The sequence below is a fragment of the Mycolicibacterium pallens genome, assembly GCF_019456675.1.
Taxonomy (GTDB): domain Bacteria; phylum Actinomycetota; class Actinomycetes; order Mycobacteriales; family Mycobacteriaceae; genus Mycobacterium; species Mycobacterium crocinum.
The window spans coordinates 4,884,033-4,899,029 of record NZ_CP080333.1 but is presented as its reverse complement, the minus strand read 5'-3'; the positions used below and the strand labels follow the sequence as shown (position 1 = coordinate 4,899,029).

Sequence of the window (14,997 nt, the reverse complement as noted above, 5' to 3'; positions counted from 1 at the left end):
TAAGTGAATGATAGTAGCTTCCCTACGGCCGGTATATCCGTGATATATCAGGAATAGATTGGTTCAAGTGAAGTGTCACTAGTCTAATCTGAGGACCATGACCACCGACGTCGTCCGTATCGCCACACCTGCCGACCACATCGCGGTGGTGGAGCTGAATCGCCCGGAGCTGCTCAACGCGCTCGACGAGGAGCTGATGGCGGAACTGGACGTTGCGCTCACCCGACTCGCCGGAGATGACGACGTCCACGTGGTGATCCTGACCGGCGCCGGCCGGGGCTTCTGCTCGGGTGCCGACATGAGCATCCTGTCGGTGCTCGCGGAGTCCGACTCGACGGTCGCGATGATGAAAGACGTCAGCCGGCCGGTGATGACGCTGCACCGGATGCCGCAGCTGACGATCGCGGCGGTCAACGGGCCGGCCGCCGGTGCCGGTTGGGGATTGGTCCTGGCTTGCGACATCCGTATTGCCGCGAGCTCGGCCCGGTTCGGCGCGACCTTCGCCCGCATGGGGCTCGGCCCGGACTACGGGCTGTCCAAAACCTTGCCGGCAGCTGTCGGTAGGGACCGCGCGCTGGAGCTGCTGATGAGCGCGAAGATCATCGACGCGCGCGAAGCCGAGAAGATCGGTGCGGTGTCGGCCGTCGTCGACGACGCCCGTGCCGAAGCGTTGCGGCTGGCGACGGATGTGGTCAGGGCACCGGGGCGCACTATCCGCTCCGTCAAACGAACACTGCGGTTCGCCGAGACCGCCGACTTCGCCTGCGCGGTCGACGAGATCGAGGCGCAGGCTCAGGCCGAGCTCTTCAACCACCCGAACTTCATGGATGTCGCGTCCGGGTGGATCTCGCACGTGGTCGGCTAGAAGTTGAATCCGCCTCCGCAGACCAGAGTTTGGGCGCTGATGTAGTCCGACTCGGGGGTGCACAGCAGATAGACGGCGCCGGCCGCCTCCGCGGGTGTGCCGGCACGGCCGAGCGGAATCGCCTGCTCCATGGTGGCCAGCAGGCCGGGGTTGACGCCGACCTTGATCTCCTGGCCCCGCACGGTGATGGTTCCGTCACCGTCGGCCGGTGTTTCGGTGAGACGGGTCTTGATCAATCCGAACGCGACGCTGTTGACCGTGACGTTGTAGCGGCCCCACTCCTTGGCCAGCGCCTTCGTCAATCCGATCACGCCGGCCTTGGCGGCGGCATAGTTCGCCTGCCCCGCGTTGCCACCGACACCGGCCAATGAGGAGATGTTGACGACCTTGCGGCAGCCGACCGGTTGCCCGGATTCCTTGGCGCCCTTGACCAGTTGGCTGATCACCGGTTGTGCGGCCCGCAGGATGTGAAAAGGGGCCTTGAGATGAACGTCGAGGATGGCATCCCACTGCTCGTCGGTCATCTTTTGAATCACCGAATCCCAGGTGTAGCCGGCGTTGTTGACGATGATGTCCAGCCCGCCGAAGGCATCCATCGCCGTCTGGACGAACCGTTCGCCGAAGTTCTCGTCGGTGACGCTGCCGACGCACGCGACGGCACGGCCGCCGGCGGCTTCGATGGCGGTGACCGTTTCGGTCGCGGGGTCTGCGTCCAGGTCGTTGACGACCACCGACGCGCCCTCGGCGGCGAGTTTGAGCGCGATTTCACGCCCGATGCCTCGCCCCGAGCCCGAGATGACGGCCACGTTGCCGGGTAGATTTCCCATGTGTGACAGAACCTTTCAGTTGATGGCAATGACGGCGTCGCCGGACAGCGTGACGGTGCCGTCGGCGAGGGTGACGGTGAGGTCGACGGTGGCGCGTTTCTCACCGTCAACCTCCTGGATCGCGCTGACGCGGCCGCTGCAAGTGGGTTGGCCGTGCACGGGGGTGATCGAGGCGAACCGGACCCGATATGAGCGCAGGTTCTCCTGCGGGACCCAGTTGGTCAGCAGCCGCCCCAGATAGGCCATCGACAGCATCCCGTGGGCGAACACGTCCGGCATCCCGGCCGATTTCGCGGCGTCGAGATCCACGTGTATCGGGTTGTGATCCCCAGACGCGCCGGCGAACAGGGCCAAGGTCAACCGAGAGATTGGTGGCACCGTCAACGGCGGCAGCTCGGTGCCGACGGCGATGGGATCGGTGACGGTCATGCGCTGCCTTCCGGGTTGCGGACGACGATCACCGATCGCAGGTCGGCGATCGGTGTTCCGTCGATGCGGGTCACTGTCGTTTCCTTGGCGATGAACTCCAGTGCGCCAGCCTTTTTGGTGTACACATCGGTGATGCGCGGGTGCGCCACGAGCTCGTCACCGGGGTAGGCGGGTTGGTGATAGACGAAGCTCTGTTCGCCGTGCAGCACGAAGCGCAGGTCGACGCCGAGCGCAGCGAGGTATGCGAATGGGTCGGGTGCTTCGAGTTCGATCGAGAACAGGAAGGTCGGCGGTGCCGGGAGGTCCGGATGCCCGGCGGCGATCGCGGCGTCGAGCTCTGTGTAGACGGGGTTTGTCTCGCCGATCGCCTTGGCGAAGAAGCGCAGCCGGCCTCGATCCACGGTGACTGTGGTCGTTGGCAATTGGGTGCCGATGACGCCGGGATCCACCCCCATCGTCAGCTCACCTTCTCGTAGAGGGTGACGACCGCGGCGCCGCCCAGGCCGATGTTGTGTTGCAGCGCCACCGTGGCGTCGGCCACCTGGCGGGCCTGCGCCAGGCCGCGTAGCTGCCACACCAGCTCGGTGCACTGCGCAAGACCGGTGGCGCCCAACGGATGCCCCTTGGATAACAATCCCCCCGAGGGATTGGTGACCACCCGGCCGCCGTAGGTGTTGTCCCCGTCGAGGATGAACTTCTCGGCGGTGCCGACCGGCGTCAGGCCCAGGCCCTCGTAGGTGAGCAGCTCGTTGGCGGTGAAGCAGTCGTGCAACTCGACGACCCGAATATCCTCCGGCGCAACGCCGGACGCCTCGTAGACCTGGTCGGCGGCTGCCTTGGCCATGTCGTAACCGACGACCTTGATCATGTCGCCGGTGAACGTCGAGGGCGAGTCGGTGGCCATGGCCTGCGCTTTGATCGCGACCTCGACCCGCAGGCCGTGCGTGCGGGCGAACTCCTCGCTGACCAACACCGCAGCGGCCGCACCACAGGTCGGCGGGCAGCACTGCAGGCGGGTCAACGGACCGTAGATGTGTGGGGAGGCCAGTACCTCTTCGACGGTGACCTCGTCGCGGAACACCGCGTAGGGATTGTTCTTCGCGTGCGCCCGCGCCTTGACCGCAATGCGGGCGAAGACTTCAGGTCCGGTGCCATAGGTATCGGCGTACTGCCGGCCTGCGCCGCCGAAGTACTGGGCCGCCATCGGAGCGGCATCATCCCAGCCCTGCAGGGCGCGGGTGGTCTCGTCGAAGCGGTCGAACGGGCTTGGCCGGTCGGTCCACATCGACGCCAGCGCTCCCCGCTGCATCTGCTCAAATCCCAGTGCCAGCACGCAGTCCGCGGCACCGTTCTCGATCGCCTGGCGCGCCAGCCATAACGCGGTGGAACCGGTGGAGCAGTTGTTGTTGACATTGACGATCGGAATTCCGGACTGGCCGACACCGTACAGAGCTGCCTGTCCAGAGGTTGAGTCTCCATACACATAGCCGACGTAGGCCTGCTGCACCGCGGAATAGTCGATTCCGGCATCCGCGAGGGCATTGCGCACGGATTGTTCTGCCATAACGGGGTATGGCTCCGTCCGGCTCGGTGTGGTGAACGGAATCATCCCCACTCCCGCGACGATGGTGCGACTCGCCATGAAAACCTCCATATGACTAGTGAAAGTTCACTTAGGCTAGACCGTGGTGGATCGGGGTGGCAAGCTCGGACCTCGGGCGGCGTTAGGCTGTCTGTCGTTCACCGCCGCCGAACGAAAGGGGCAGACAACGTGACCACGGCTGCCCGCCCGGAGCGCGGCACCCGGCCGGCCAACCGTCGGGCGCTGATCGTCGCGGCGGCCACCGAACTGTTCTGCACCCGCGGGTATGAACATGTCGCCATGGGCGACATCGCCGAGGCCGTCGCCGTTGGCGCCTCGGCCCTGTACAGGCACTTCTCCAGCAAGCACGAATTGCTGGAGGAAGTGGTCTTCACCGGCCTGGACTCGGTTGCCGAGGTCGTCGGCGCCATGGAATTCGCCGACGCCGACCAGTCCCTGCTCGAGGTGGCCGAACTGGCAGTGGCCAGCCGCCACATCGGGATCCTGGTCGAGCGCGAGGCCCGGCATCTATCCGATGACGCGCAGACCCGGCTGCGCGAGGCCAGCCAGAACGTCGCGCGACGGTTATCGGAATTCTTGAAAGCCGCGCGACCCGACCTGAACGCCGACGCTCGCGACCTGTTCGCCTGGATGATCCTCGGCGTCGTGGTCAGCCCGTCGTTCTATCAGTCGGACCTGTCGGCCAGGGACCAGTCTCGGCTGCTGGCAGAACTCACCGGGCGGGTGCTCACAGCGCCGGCTCCCGTCGAGTTCGCGATCGGCCGGCGCCGGCGCAAGCCCGCCGGATTGTTGCCGCGCTCGCGTCGAGAAGCGTTGCTGCAGAAGGCAATCCAGTTGTTCGCCGAGCGGCGGTACGCCAGTGTGGGGATCGAGGACGTGGCGGCGTCCCTCGGCATCGCCGGACCAAGCGTCTATAACCACTTCGCCAACAAGGCCGACCTGCTGGCGACCGCGCTCACGCGCGGTGCCGCCTACCTCTACATGCAGGCCTCGGACGTGCTGGCAGCATCGAGCACGCCCGCCGGGGCCCTGGGCAGTCTGATCACCTCGTATGTGGAGTTCGCACTCGGGCACCCGGCATTGGTCGATCTGCTGATGACCGAAGTGCGCAACCTGCCCGAACCGCACCGCGATGCCGCGCTGGCCGCGCAACGCGACTACGTCGAGGAATGGGTGCACCTGCTGCGCCAGTACCGCACCGAGCAGACCGAATCGACCGCCCGGCTTCAGGTGCAGGCCATGCTGACGCTGGTCAACTACGTCGTGCGGGTGCCGCATCTGCAGTCGGCGACCGGTATCGCGTCCGCGGCCAGCACGACCTGCGCGCATCTGCTGGCGCTGCCGCCAAGGAATTGACGTAAACGACCGCGCGCCTGCGCTGATCAGTCCTCGTTGCGAACTAGATTTCACAGCACTGACGATCTAGGAGGGCATGGGTGTGACGGCGCGCTCCCTCGCGCAAAGTCCCTGGGTTGATCCCGTCTCGCAACCGAGCCAACTGCGCAGGCCACGGCCCCGCGGCTCGGGCATTCCTGCGTTGAACGGGATCCGCGGGGTTGCCGTCGCTCTCGTCCTGCTCGGGCACAGCGGAATCCCCGGTGTGACAGGCGGATTCATCGGGGTCGACGTCTTCTTCGTGCTCAGCGGATTTTTGATCACGTCGCTGCTGCTCGACGAGATCGGCCGGACCGGCGAACTCGACCTCGGCGCGTTCTGGATCCGCCGGGCCCGCCGGCTGCTGCCCGCCCTGCTCTTGATGGTGTTGGCGGTGATCGCCGCGCGTCTGCTGTTTCCGCCGGAGGCTGTCAGCGGTCTGCGCATCGACGCGGTCGCCGCGTTCCTGTGGGTGGCGAACTGGGCGTTCGTGTCGCATGAGACCGACTACTTCAGCCAGGGCGCCCCGCCGTCACCGCTGCAGCACACCTGGTCGCTGGGCGTCGAGGAGCAGTACTACCTGATCTGGCCGGTGCTGATCGTCGCGGTCACGGTGCTGCTGGCGATGATCGCCCGGCGTCGGCAGAAGACGCCGACGATCACCGCGGTCCGGTGGGCGGTGCTGGTGCTGGCTCTGGCCGGAACAGCCGCATCGGCCACCGAGGCGATCCTGCTGTCGTCGGACGACTCGCTGAACCGGGTTTACTTCGGTACGGACACCCGCGCCCAGGCTCTGCTGATCGGTGCCGCGGCCGCCGCTCTGCTGGTCCGCGACTGGCCGGCGATGATGGCGGGCTGGCCGCTGATCCGGTCCCGGTGGGGGAGGTGGCTGGCGGCGAGTCTGCCGGTGGCGGGGGTGGCAGTGCTGGCCGCGATCACCCACGTCGCGACCGGCAGCGCCGCCGAGTTCCGCAACGGGCTGTTGATCGTCGTCGCCGTCGCCGCGGTCGCGGTGATCGCGCCGGTCGCCCTGGAACAACGCGGTCCGGTGGCCTGGGTGCTCGCCACCCCGCCGCTGGTGGCCCTCGGCGTCATCTCCTACGGCGTGTACCTCTGGCATTGGCCGGTGTTCCTGGTGCTCACCGGGGAGCGGACCGGCTGGACAGGTTTTCCGCTGTTCGGTGCCCGCTGCGCGATCACGGTGCTCGCGGCGGTGGGGTCGTGGTGGCTGATCGAGCGGCCGGTGCGGCGCTGGCGGCCCGTGCACGTCCCGCAGCTGCGGCTGGCCGCCGCGACGATCGGCACGGCCGTCGCGCTCGCGACCGTCGTCGTCCCGGTGGGCATCCGCATCGACCCGTCCAGCCCCGACGTCACCCAGGCCGCACTGGTCTCACCGGTGGAGACGGTGCGGGTCGCCGCGCCGGTGCAGGACGGCCCGCGCCCGCACACCGTCTCGGTGTTCGGTGACTCCATCGGGTGGACGATGATGCGCTATCTGCCCCCCACCCCCGGCGTCAGCTTCCTGGATCGCACCACAATCGGCTGCGGCCTGGTGCGCGGTGGGCCGTACCGATACTCGGGTCAGGTCCTGGAGCAGAAGCCCGAGTGCGATGCGTGGCCGGAACGCTGGGCGCAGCGGATCGGCCACGACCGGCCCGATGTCGTACTGATGATGATCGGGCGCTGGGAGGTGGTGGACCGCAAATGGAATGGCAGTTGGGCCCACATCGGCCAGCCCGATTTCGACAAATACCTGGAGAGCGAGCTGCGGCACGCACTGGACATCCTCGGCTCCACCGGGGCGCTGGTAGTGGTTGCGACCGAGCCGTACAGCCGGCACGGGGAGCAGGCCAACGGCAACCTGTACCCCGAGGATCAGCCCAGTCGGGTCGACCAGTGGAATGCCTTGCTGCGCAAGGTCGTAGCCGATCGCAAGAACGTGACCGTGCTTGACCTGAACAAGAAGCTCGCGCCGAACGGCACCTACACCAACAAGATCAATGGTGTGCAGGTGCGCATCGACGGCGTGCATCCCACACCGAACGCGGTCAAGTGGATGACGCCCTGGCTATTGGACGCCGTGCGCTAGCTGTGCCCGAGCCGGCTCTGCCCGATGGCCGGCGTCAGTGCCCGAGCCGGCCGCGGCCCATGCGCAGCAGCAGCATTGCCAGATCCTTGCCGTCCGGACCCAACTCGCTGTAGCGCTCGATGACCTTCATCTCCCGGCTGTGCACCAGCCGGGTACCGCCGGAGGCCATCCGGGCCCGGCCGATCTCCTGGGACACCTCGGTGCGGCGCTTGACCGCGGCCAAGATCTCGGCGTCGAGCCGGTCGATCTCGCCACGGAGGCTGTCGATGTTGTTCTCGGCTTCAGGAACCATTTCCAGAGTCATCGCTTCGTTCTCCTCATGTGTGGGTCTGGTCTCATCCGATCCCGGGCCTCACACAAGAGACGAGCCCCGGGTCCGGATGCGGACCGCGGGGCTCTCGGGTTGAGCAGCTAGATACCCACGGGCACCGCGGACCGGTACCCGTAGAAAAATCGACGCTGCCAGGAAAGCACGAATCGAGTGTGCCACTCCAACGCCCGGCTTCGCAAAAAAACTGTCGCCATACAGCGGTAAGTTGGTGCAGACATGAGTGTGCACGTGACCGATTACAGACCTCCGGCCGACGCGGCCGAACTTCTCGAGGGCCTCAACCCCCAGCAGCGCCAGGCTGTGCTGCACGAGGGGCCGCCGTTGCTGATCGTGGCAGGAGCCGGTTCGGGGAAGACGGCCGTGCTGACGCGGCGGATCGCCTATCTGCTGGCGGCCCGCGACGTCGGACCGGGCCAGGTGCTGGCCATCACGTTCACCAACAAGGCTGCCGCCGAAATGCGCGAGCGGGTGGTCTCGCTCGTCGGTCCGCGGGCCCGCAACATGTGGGTGTCGACGTTCCACTCCACCTGCGTGCGAATCCTGCGCAATCAGGCCTCGCTGCTGCCGGGGTTGAACTCGAACTTCTCGATCTACGACGCCGACGACTCGCGCCGCCTGCTGCTGATGATCGGCAAGGACATGGGCCTGGACACCAAGCGGTATTCGCCGCGGGTGCTGGCCAACGCGATCTCCAACCTCAAGAACGAGCTGATCGTCCCCGAGGACGCGGTGGCCGCACTCGAGCCCGGCTCCGACGACCTGTCCCGCACCGTCGCCAGCGTCTACGGCGAATATCAGCGCCGGCTGCGGGCGGCCAATGCGCTGGACTTCGACGACCTCATCGGCGAGACGGTCAGTGTGCTGCAGAACTTCCCGCAGATCGCTCAGTACTACCGCAGGCGGTTCCGGCACATCCTGGTCGACGAGTATCAGGACACCAACCACGCCCAGTACGTGCTGGTGCGTGAACTCGTCGGGGTCAACGCGCCCGACACCGACACCGTGCCGCCCAGCGAATTGTGCGTCGTCGGTGACGCCGACCAGTCGATCTACGCGTTCCGCGGCGCGACGATCCGCAATATCGAGGACTTCGAGCGCGACTTCCCCAACGCCACCACGATCCTGCTCGAGCAGAACTACCGCTCGACCCAGAACATCCTGAACGCGGCCAACTCGGTGATCGCGCGCAACCCGAACCGGCGCGAGAAGCGGCTGTGGACCGACGAGGGCGACGGCGAGCTGATCGTCGGCTACGTCGCCGACAACGAACACGACGAAGCGCGCTTCGTCGCCGGGGAGATCGACGCCCTGGCCGACCGCGGTGACATCAACTACAACGACGTCGCCGTGTTCTACCGCACCAACAACTCGTCGCGATCGCTGGAAGAGGTGTTCATCCGCGCCGGCATCCCGTACAAGGTGGTCGGCGGCGTTCGGTTCTACGAGCGCAAGGAGATTCGCGATATCGTCGCGTACCTGCGCGTGCTGGACAATCCCGGCGACGCGGTCAGCCTGCGGCGCATCCTCAACACCCCGCGCCGCGGTATCGGTGACCGTGCCGAGGCATGTGTGGCGGTGTACGCCGAGAACACGGGCGCCACCTTCGCCGACGCGCTGAGCGCCGCGGCGGCCGGCAAGGTGCCGATGCTGAACACCCGCTCGGAGAAGGCGATCGCGAGCTTCGTCAACCTGCTCGACGAGTTACGCGGCAAGCTCGACGACGAGTTGGGCGACTTGGTCGAGGCGGTGCTGGACCGCACCGGCTATCGCAACGAGCTGGAGTCCTCCAGCGACCCGCAGGACCTGGCCCGGTTGGACAACCTGAACGAATTGGTCAGCGTTGCACACGAATTCAGCATCGACCGCGCCAACGCCGCCGCGCTGGCAGACGAGGATGCCGACACCGACGAGGACGTCCCCCAGACCGGCATACTCGCGGAGTTCTTGGAGCGGGTGTCGCTGGTGGCCGACTCCGACGATCTGCCCGAGCACGGTTCCGGAGTCGTCACGATGATGACCTTGCACACCGCCAAGGGGTTGGAGTTCCCGGTCGTCTTCGTGACCGGCTGGGAGGACGGCATGTTCCCGCACATGCGGGCGCTGGGGGATCCGGCCGAGCTGTCCGAGGAGCGTCGCCTGGCCTATGTGGGGATAACCCGTGCGCGCCAACGGCTTTACCTCACCCGCGCCAAGGTCCGCTCGTCGTGGGGACAGCCGATGCTGAACCCGGAATCGCGCTTCCTGCGCGAGATTCCGGAGCACCTGCTCGACTGGCGTCGCACCGATCCCACGCCGTCGTACAGCGCGCCGGTCAGCGGAGCCGGCCGATTCGGCACCCCGCGTCCGTCGCCGATGCGCCCGGCAGGCGGCAGCAAGCGTGGGCTGGTGGTCCTGGAACCCGGCGACCGGGTCAACCACGACAAGTACGGCCTCGGCCGCGTCGAGGAGGTCTCCGGGATGGGGGAGTCGGCGATGTCACTGATCGACTTCGGCAGCGCCGGCCGCGTCAAGCTCATGCACAATCACGCACCGATTCAGAAGCTCTAGTCGACGATCGTGGGATCTTGACTGCCCTCGTAGTGGCCGCACTCCTGATCTGGAGCCTCGTGTTCATCTGGGTGGCGCGCCATCAGGGCTTCTTCGTAGCAGCGCTGACGCGCCTGCGTGAGACGGGCCTGGCCGTCGCGGTGCGGACGTGGGCGATTCGCCACCTCGGCGCGCCGCTCACGAGGTTGGCGCAGTGGTTGTCGGTGGATGTGACCGCGGCCTTGGGGCTGGTGTCGGGGATCGTGGTGGTCGCGCTGCTGGCGGCGGGTTTCACCGAGTTGCTCGACGATGTGCTGGAGGGTGAGCTCGACACCTATGTTGATCAGCCGGTGGGTCAGTGGTTCGCCGCCAATCGTGACGCATGGTTGACCGGGGTCATGAAAGTGCTTACCCACGTTGGTGATCCATTGTCGTTGGTGGCGATCGTCGTCAGCGTCAGTGCGTGGGTCTGCTGGCGGATCCGGTCGTGGGCTCCCGCGCTGCTGGGGCTGTCCGGGCTGATCGGTGTCGGGGTGGTGCTGGTGGTGGCCAAGTGGATGGTTGGTCGCAACCGTCCACCGTCGTGGACCGCGGTGATCGTCGAAGACGGTTTCTCATTTCCCTCCGGCCACGCCACCGGCGGTTTCGCCGTGGCGGTCCTGCTTGCCTGGATGGCGGGCTCGGTGATCCGCGGCTGGACAGCCCGAGTGAAGCTGTGGGCGTTCGCCTTGACGGCCGCCGGAGTGGTGGCTTTCTCTCGCGTCTACCTCGGTGTGCACTATGTCAGTGATGTCGCCGCGGGGGCTTTCCTCGGTGCCGCGTGGGCGGTCGGGGTCATCGTCGTGGGGGAGTGGTGGACGAGCCGCCGACGGTCAGCGCTGGCGGCACCACCGGCGGGTTGACGGGTGCAATGCCAAGACCAGGCTCGCCAACGGCAACACCGGAATCAGATACACCGCCAACGGAATTCGGGCTCCCGCGACGAACACACTGCCGAACGTCAGCAACGCGATGACGGCACCGAACGCGATCAGATAGCGCCCGACCGAACGGCGTAGCAGCAGCGTGATCACCCCGGCGATGGTGGTGATCGCGAACAGCAGGGTCAGAAAGCCGACCGCCAGGCAGAACAGCAGGTCGGTGCCCCACCACCCGGTGATCAGGTCGGTGGCCACGACGCCGGTGGCCCACCCGCTGATGATGCTGACGGCGCTCGCCGCGATCGCGGTGCGACCGGTGGACACGTCCACCACGCCCGGCCGGGCCGGTACCGCGACCGGGGTGGCGCGGCGGATCAGTCCGGTGGGGGCGTCGTCGACGGGTGGACGCGGGATGTTCGTGGTGCGGTCATCGGGAGACTGGGGGATGGGCCCGGTGGGCGCGCGACGGATGATGCCGGTGCGCGGCTCTTCGGGTTGGGGAATCGGCCCGGACGGCTGGCGCCGGATGATGCGGGTGTGCGGTTCGTTCGGTTCAGACACCGGTCAGCCGACGTAGGGGCCGACGGACAGCCCCCGCTGCGCCAGCCAGGGCGCCGGATCAATCCTGTTGGTGCCGCCCAGAAGAACTTCGAAGTGCAGGTGCGGTCCGGTCGAGTTGCCGCGGTTGCCGATGGTCGCGATCTGGTCGCCGGCGAAGACCCGCTGACCGATCTGGACCGTCCAGGTGTTGACGTGGCCGTACAGCGTGACCGTGCCGTCGGAGTGGCGCAGCTTCACCCAGGCGCCGTAACCGGCCGTCGGGCCGGCGTCGATCACGACACCGTCGGAGACCGCGACGATCGGGGTGCCGATCGGGCCGGCCAGGTCCACGCCTGCGTGCAGCGCGCCCCAGCGGTAGCCGAAGCCCGAGGTGTAGACGCCCTTGGTGGGCATGACGAACAGCGGCCGCTGCAGCCGGGCTTCGCGCTCGGCGCGTTCCTGGGCGAAGGCGTTGCCGTTCGCCAGTTCCTCGCCGTGCACGGCGGCGTCGGCGACGGGCTTCACTGCGATCAGCTGCACGCCGCGGGGAGCGGTCGCGCTGCCGTCCATGGACGTCGTGTCGGCGGCCAAGACGGTCTGAGTCGTGGTCTCGGTGGTGGGCTTGACCGCGGTGTAGGCGGCAGCTGCGGCGGCGCCGGCGGCCATGGCGGCGATCATCACGCGGCCCTTGGCGGCACTCGTCGGTTGCCTGCGGTGCTGCGGGGTACGCGGCAGAACGTCGGTGTTGTCGCTGTTGATGAAGTGCGGTACGTCGGCGCGCTCGTCGCGCGGCGCGGCGAATTCGGTCGGCACGGCCAGCCGCAGCGGTTGCGCGTCATCGGCGTCGTGGAGGTCGTCGAGTTCGGGGCAGTGCGCGACCTGGAGGCTGTCGAAGGCGGCGCTTTCGCGGAAGTCGATGTCGCAGAGGTCGCCGAACTCGTTGAACGGGATGATGTCCGTGACGTCCACGCGCTCAGGGTCCAGGGCTCGAGTCGACGGCGCCTGGCGATCAGAAGTCCTGGTCAAAGGCTGCGAGGCCGAAAGATCTCCGAGGGAAGTCGGGGTCGGCCGATGCTGCGTCAAAACTCAAAGTCCCTTGTCGTGACCAAAGCGTTATCTCAGACCCCGACGACGTTAACGAAGAACGGAAGGGGGTGGCAACCCAAGACGTTATTCCACGGAGGATTGTGAGTTGAATCACTTCAACTCCGCGGTGAGATGTACCACATGAGTGGTAGGCGGGGACGGAGTCCCGGAGCCGTCTAGATACAGTTCCCCCCGGAGCGACTTCCCTAATCAAAATGTCAGCGCCGACCAGACAGTGAGCCCATGGATCTTTTCGAGTATCAGGCGAAAGAACTGTTCGCCAAGCACAACGTTCCCACCACCCCGGGCCGGGTCACCGACTCGCCTGAGGACGCCAAAGCCATCGCCGAGGAAATCGGTAAGCCGGTCATGGTCAAGGCTCAGGTGAAGGTGGGTGGCCGCGGAAAGGCCGGTGGCGTCAAGTACGCCGCGACCCCCGACGACGCCTACACCCACTCCAAGAACATTCTCGGCCTGGACATCAAGGGCCACATCGTCAAGAAGTTGCTGGTCGCCGAGGCCAGTGACATCGCCGAGGAGTACTACATCTCCTTCCTGCTCGACCGCTCCAACCGCACCTACCTGGCCATGTGCTCGGTCGAGGGCGGCATGGAGATCGAAGAGGTCGCCGCGACCAAGCCGGACCGGCTGGCCAAGGTGCCGGTCGACGCCGTCAAGGGTGTCGACCTGGCCTTCGCCCGTGAGATCGCCGAGAAGGGCCACCTGCCCGCCGAGGTCCTCGACGCCGCGGCCGTGACCATCCAGAAGCTGTGGGAGGTCTTCACCAAGGAAGACGCCACCCTGGTCGAGGTCAACCCGCTGGTGCGCACGCCCGACGACCAGATCCTGGCCCTGGACGGCAAGGTCACCCTGGACGCCAACGCCGACTTCCGTCAGCCCGGCCACGCCGAGTTCGAGGACAAGGACGCCACCGATCCGCTCGAGCTGAAGGCCAAGGAGAACGACCTCAACTACGTCAAGCTCGACGGCGAGGTCGGCATCATCGGCAACGGCGCGGGTCTGGTCATGTCGACCCTCGACGTCGTCGCCTACGCCGGCGAGAAGCACGGTGGTGTCAAGCCCGCCAACTTCCTCGACATCGGTGGCGGCGCCTCGGCCGAGGTGATGGCCAACGGTCTGGACGTGATCCTCGGCGACAGCCAGGTGAAGAGCGTGTTCGTCAACGTGTTCGGCGGCATCACCGCCTGTGACGCGGTGGCCAACGGCATCGTCAAGGCGCTGCAGATCCTGGGCGACGAGGCCAACAAGCCACTGGTCGTTCGCCTCGACGGCAACAACGTCGAAGAGGGTCGCCGGATCCTGGCCGAGGCCAACCATCCGCTGGTGATCCAGGCCGAGACCATGGACTCCGGTGCTGACAAAGCCGCCGAGCTGGCCAACAAGTAAGGGACTGAACCAATGTCGATCTTTCTGAACAAGGACAACAAGGTCATCGTCCAGGGCATCACCGGTGGCGAGGGCACCAAGCACACCGCGCTGATGCTCAAGGCCGGCACCCAGGTCGTCGGCGGCGTGAACGCCCGCAAGGCCGGTACTACCGTCACGCACTTGAACAAAGAGGGCCAAAGCGTCGATTTACCGGTGTTCGGTTCGGTGGCCGAGGCCATGAAGGAGACCGGCGCCGACGTGTCGATCGCCTTTGTGCCGCCGGCCTTCTCGAAGGACGCGATCATCGAGGCCATCGACGCCGAGATCCCGCTTCTGGTCGTCATCACCGAGGGAATCCCGGTGCAGGACACCGCCTATGCGTGGGCCTACAACGTCGAGAAGGGCGAGAAGACCCGCATCATCGGCCCGAACTGCCCCGGCATCATCACCCCCGGTGAGTCGCTGGTCGGCATCACGCCGAACAACATCACCGGCAAGGGCCCGATCGGCCTGGTGTCGAAGTCCGGCACGCTGACCTACCAGATGATGTACGAGCTGCGCGATCTCGGTTTCTCGACCGCGATCGGCATCGGCGGCGACCCGGTCATCGGCACCACCCACATCGACGCCATCGAGGCGTTCGAGAAGGACCCCGAGACCAAGATCATCGTGATGATCGGCGAGATCGGCGGCGACGCCGAGGAGAAGGCGGGCGCCTACATCAAGGCCAACGTCTCCAAGCCGGTCGTCGGCTACGTCGCCGGGTTCACCGCGCCGGAGGGCAAGACCATGGGCCACGCGGGCGCGATCGTGTCCGACGGCGCGGGCACCGCGCAGGGCAAGAAGGAGGCCCTCGAGGCCGCCGGGGTCAAGGTCGGCAAGACGCCGTCGGAGACCGCCAACCTGGCCAGGGAGATTCTCTAGAGTCTCTAGACCATCGAGTTCGCCGTCAGGGCTGTGATCCACACCGGATCGCAGCCCTGATGTCGATTTCGACGCCGGCGACGAATCGGTTAGC

General features: G+C 66.6%; 13 protein-coding genes and 1 pseudogene. 7 read left to right on the top strand and 7 right to left on the bottom strand.

The features are described from left to right. The first annotated feature begins 97 nt into the window (after nt 1–97). Nucleotides 98–865: an enoyl-CoA hydratase/isomerase family protein gene (locus K0O64_RS23780; RefSeq protein ID WP_096312186.1), complete on the top strand. Its 768-nt coding sequence runs from the start codon at nt 98–100 to the stop codon at nt 863–865. Here K0O64_RS23780 and K0O64_RS23775 read toward each other — a convergent pair. Genes K0O64_RS23775 through K0O64_RS23760 form a run of 4 tightly spaced genes read right to left on the bottom strand, consistent with a single transcriptional unit; the run spans nt 862 to nt 3,763 of the window. Then, on the bottom strand, nt 862–1,692 hold the full coding sequence (locus K0O64_RS23775) for an SDR family NAD(P)-dependent oxidoreductase (RefSeq protein ID WP_096312185.1): 831 nt from the start codon (nt 1,690–1,692) through the stop codon (nt 862–864). The two genes, K0O64_RS23780 and K0O64_RS23775, sit on opposite strands and share 4 nt — an antisense overlap. 15 nt (nt 1,693–1,707) lie before the next feature. Further along, entirely contained in the window at nt 1,708–2,121 is a 414-nt protein-coding gene (locus K0O64_RS23770) for a MaoC family dehydratase (protein ID WP_096312184.1), read from the bottom strand. Beyond that, nucleotides 2,118–2,576: a MaoC family dehydratase N-terminal domain-containing protein gene (locus tag K0O64_RS23765; protein ID WP_096312183.1), complete on the bottom strand. Its 459-nt coding sequence runs from the start codon at nt 2,574–2,576 to the stop codon at nt 2,118–2,120. The genes K0O64_RS23770 and K0O64_RS23765 overlap by 4 nt, the downstream gene beginning before the upstream one ends. A 2-nt stretch (nt 2,577–2,578) precedes the next feature. Continuing rightward, the gene (locus K0O64_RS23760; protein ID WP_096312994.1) at nt 2,579–3,763 is read right to left on the bottom strand and encodes a lipid-transfer protein; all 1,185 of its coding nucleotides are present in this window, start codon (nt 3,761–3,763) and stop codon (nt 2,579–2,581) included. A gap of 129 nt (nt 3,764–3,892) precedes the next feature. Here K0O64_RS23760 and K0O64_RS23755 point away from each other — a divergent pair, with 129 nt between their 5' ends. Then, entirely contained in the window at nt 3,893–5,080 is a 1,188-nt protein-coding gene (locus K0O64_RS23755) for a TetR/AcrR family transcriptional regulator (protein ID WP_220045805.1), read from the top strand. 82 nt (nt 5,081–5,162) lie between these two features. After that, the gene (locus K0O64_RS23750; protein ID WP_225933531.1) at nt 5,163–7,187 is read left to right on the top strand and encodes an SGNH/GDSL hydrolase family protein; all 2,025 of its coding nucleotides are present in this window, start codon (nt 5,163–5,165) and stop codon (nt 7,185–7,187) included. A gap of 34 nt (nt 7,188–7,221) precedes the next feature. On the opposite strand, the pseudogene K0O64_RS23745 reads toward K0O64_RS23750, so the two are convergent. After that, nucleotides 7,222–7,526: pseudogene (locus tag K0O64_RS23745) on the bottom strand (chorismate mutase). Between the two features lie 208 nt (nt 7,527–7,734). On the opposite strand from K0O64_RS23745, the gene pcrA reads away from it, so the two are divergent. Both pcrA and K0O64_RS23735 read left to right on the top strand, forming a co-directional pair. After that, nucleotides 7,735–10,065 carry a DNA helicase PcrA gene (gene pcrA, locus K0O64_RS23740; RefSeq protein WP_220045803.1) on the top strand — a complete coding sequence of 777 codons (2,331 nt, stop codon included), beginning with the start codon at nt 7,735–7,737 and terminating at the stop codon, nt 10,063–10,065. Nucleotides 10,066–10,082: 17 nt separating this feature from the next. Further along, the gene (locus K0O64_RS23735) at nt 10,083–10,946 is read left to right on the top strand and encodes a phosphatase PAP2 family protein (protein WP_220045802.1); all 864 of its coding nucleotides are present in this window, start codon (nt 10,083–10,085) and stop codon (nt 10,944–10,946) included. Here K0O64_RS23735 and K0O64_RS23730 read toward each other — a convergent pair. Then, nucleotides 10,917–11,525, bottom strand: a complete 609-nt coding sequence (locus tag K0O64_RS23730) for a hypothetical protein (protein WP_220045801.1) — start codon at nt 11,523–11,525, stop codon at nt 10,917–10,919. The genes K0O64_RS23735 and K0O64_RS23730 overlap by 30 nt on opposite strands. 3 nt (nt 11,526–11,528) lie before the next feature. Continuing rightward, the gene (locus K0O64_RS23725; protein WP_220045800.1) at nt 11,529–12,587 is read right to left on the bottom strand and encodes a M23 family metallopeptidase; all 1,059 of its coding nucleotides are present in this window, start codon (nt 12,585–12,587) and stop codon (nt 11,529–11,531) included. 246 nt (nt 12,588–12,833) lie between these two features. Here K0O64_RS23725 and sucC point away from each other — a divergent pair, with 246 nt between their 5' ends. Both sucC and sucD read left to right on the top strand, forming a co-directional pair. Then, on the top strand, nt 12,834–13,997 hold the full coding sequence (sucC, locus tag K0O64_RS23720) for an ADP-forming succinate--CoA ligase subunit beta (protein ID WP_220045799.1): 1,164 nt from the start codon (nt 12,834–12,836) through the stop codon (nt 13,995–13,997). Nucleotides 13,998–14,009: 12 nt separating this feature from the next. Next, nucleotides 14,010–14,903, top strand: coding sequence for a succinate--CoA ligase subunit alpha (gene sucD, locus K0O64_RS23715; protein ID WP_220045798.1), 894 nt, complete (start codon nt 14,010–14,012; stop codon nt 14,901–14,903). The last annotated feature ends 94 nt before the right edge of the window (nt 14,904–14,997 follow it).